Genomic DNA, 2,861 nt, shown 5'->3' on the forward strand with positions numbered 1-2,861 from the left:
TTAGTGAGATACATATTTGCCGCATCATTGTACCACCGTTCAATAAACGTCTGCTTTGATTCTTCCTGCTCCATGAATAGATCAGCATGAATGCTCTCTTTCCAAAAATCAGGAACAAATTCTTCTTCGACCTCTTGAGGAAGCGTCCAAGCAATCTGATTTTGCTGCAGACTGGCGAAGTTGGGAATAGGAATCCCTTCATCAATGGACTCATATAAAACGGGCGCAGCAGAGAGACAAAGTGAGGATAATTCCGTCCATTCCCACTCAATAAACGAGTTGAAGCTTTCCTTCGCAAAGAAGTTCAGCAGCCCCCATGCATCGACAATGAATACTGGGATGTCATCAATGGTTTCTTCTGTCAAACGAGTCCCATAATAGCTTGCATCATCCCAAGTAAACAGGAGCCGGCGAATTATTTGGGAGGAAATATAGGCATTTTGTTCATCCACCGCTGCAATCGTGTATTGTCCATTGCCAAGAGAAGCCGTCTTGACCGTGATTTTTCCGTTATTCCACATCAATTAACTTCCCCCTTTGCAATTCCTCTTGAAAGGCCCGAAGCCGCTTTGTATTGTCAGAAATATAGCTGACATACTGTTGGAATTGCTGTTCTTGCTTCATTTTTTTATAAAGTGCCTTCATCTTCTTTAAGTAACGGACGGCCTGCTTATATGACGGCCTGTTTTTCATACTGACTGTATATTGAACCGCTTGGTGATAAAGCGGTAAAAGCAGTGCAGGGTCACTTGCGGCAATGATTTTCAGCTTATCCTGCCCGACTGTATCGATTGTGACTCCAGAATAGATCTGCATTTCAACCCATTTCTTATACTGCCCAAGCTCAAAAAGCAGGGTGGAATAATTCCAGTAGCTGTAGGGAAGCGTTTCTTTGAAGAACTTCTCCAGTAAGTCATTACGCTTCAATTTCGAACAGCTAGACGCAATAGGACGTGTAAAGGTACGAACAAAATCTGTACATTTATAATAGTCGCCGGCACTCTTTAAATAACCCTGAACATGAGCGATTAAAAACTCAATGAAAGGGATGGAACGTACAGGCGTATCTGCATCAGTAAAATAATCAAGCCAGTAAAAAAGATACGGACAATCACTTGTTCCCAAACCCTTTAGCATGTCAATCGCAGTCGAATCACGATTATCCAGCAAGGCTAGATGAATCGCTGCAATCGTATAAGAACGCTTTTCACTTTCTTCTAAGTCATTCTGAGCTAATTTTGCTTCTAAGCGGTCAAATTCAGCTTTCCGGCTGGACGAAGTAGTCAACATATACGTCCATAATTCACGGTATAACTCCACTTTTTCATATTCAATGCCATCATCACCATCAAGAAGGCGTCTTGTATCGTCTGTGAGACCTTCAATAAGCGAATCAAAGGAAAACGGTCGGGCCTGGTTACTCAAGTAGAGAACATTCCCGTGCAGTTCTTCGGCAATATCCACAGCAAGCGGATAAAACATCCGAACCGATTGAGGATCTGATTTATACTCACTCAACAGCTTCAGAATAGAGAACAGCGTCGACAGATCGGTCACAAATTGATAAAAAACGCGCCAATTCCGGTCAAAGGGTTCCTTTGATTTCAATAGCTTCATGTATTGACGCATGTGACCTTCCATAATATACGGCTGTGGCTGCAATTGATTAACCACGATTTCAGAAAAGGACGTCTCAGCAAACTCTTTCCACGAGTAATAATCATTTTCAAGGAGTGCTTTTTCTTTAAAAACTTGACTGGCTGTTTTAATCGGAATCCCAGCTGGAATAAACGGGGCTTGCTTCTTCTTACCGTTCCAATTAGAAATCCAGTCGCTGACACTGCCATAGGAAGAAAAGCTTTCGAAAAAGAGAGCAATGCGATGGCTGCAAATTAACTCGGCTCTACATGAACATTTACTGTGATGAAGAACATTAAGGTCCAGCTCCACTTCATGTGGAGTAAGATCTTGAACGCGGCCTTCAATGAATGCCTCATTCTCTACGGTAACGTCCGCCATTTCCTGCCCATACAGTGAATGACCAGTCCGGACAATTGCTTGGTCCTCACGGCTTGACGGCTCAAGTGCCTCATCTAACAGCTCTCCAAAAAACACCAACTCATCCTTCATAAAGCACCTCCAAAGGGTCAGTCCCCAGAATCTATAGAATAAAAAACGTATATATATAAAATTCCCAAACAGAGAATAGCAAATAGCTTTCATTTTCCTATTTCAGTTATCGTTAAAAAGTAACTATTTTATACGGAGTCTTCAACTTATGATGCCGAATTTTACAGGTTTTAACATAGAAACCGCAGAAAGTAACTAGTTCCTAGCAAAAAAGAATAATCCAAGGCTGTACTCGCTCACAGTTAAAAATGAAGATTTCCACGAAAATATGGAACTTTCTCCATTTCCCATCTCTCTATTATACTTCATTTGCGCAACGTTTTTGAAGGGAAAAGGGAAATGGGCGTGAGACATGAATGATTCAGGTGTAAATTCTTTAGAATCTGGAAAACAAAAAAGGCCTATAAAATGGGTGTTCCCATTCTACAAGCCGTTTTATCGATTAAGATGGACGATCGTCAAATCATCTTCAATTTTCTTTTCTTCAATCCAGGAATCCAGCTTCTTTCGGATAAAAGCAGGGAAACGGTCATCCTTTTGCAGTTCAAACAGGAAGATGGAATTTTTCATGTTGGCACAGGCATCTGTATAGTTTTCCTGCAATTCAAGATTATAGCCTAACTGATAATGCAGTTCCGCCAGCAAGTAGAGCTGATCCTGCTCAAGGCACCATTTTATTGCCTTTTGACAATAGGCAATCGACTCATCAAATTGATTCATACGAGTCAGCA

At 41.3% G+C, this 2,861-nt stretch carries 1 protein-coding gene and 2 pseudogenes; all 3 read right to left on the bottom strand.

What is annotated here, in order from left to right; translation table 11 throughout:
• A pseudogene (locus AC52RT_RS06025) lies at nucleotides 1-521 on the bottom strand (hypothetical protein); the annotation flags it as partial.
• Complete coding sequence (locus tag AC52RT_RS06030) at nucleotides 511-2,130, bottom strand: hypothetical protein (RefSeq protein ID WP_495539908.1); 1,620 nt, start codon at nucleotides 2,128-2,130, stop codon at nucleotides 511-513. The gene AC52RT_RS06030 and the pseudogene AC52RT_RS06025, both read right to left, overlap by 11 nt.
• A 435-nt stretch (nucleotides 2,131-2,565) precedes the next feature.
• Nucleotides 2,566-2,861, bottom strand: a pseudogene (locus AC52RT_RS06035) (hypothetical protein); the annotation flags it as partial.

It is taken from the genome of Peribacillus sp. (assembly GCF_059453735.1).

Coding starts and splice junctions, on each gene's coding strand:
- AC52RT_RS06030 (WP_495539908.1), bottom strand. CDS start 2,130: ATGAAGGATGAGTTGGTGTTTTTTGGAGAGCTGTTAGATGAGGCACTT.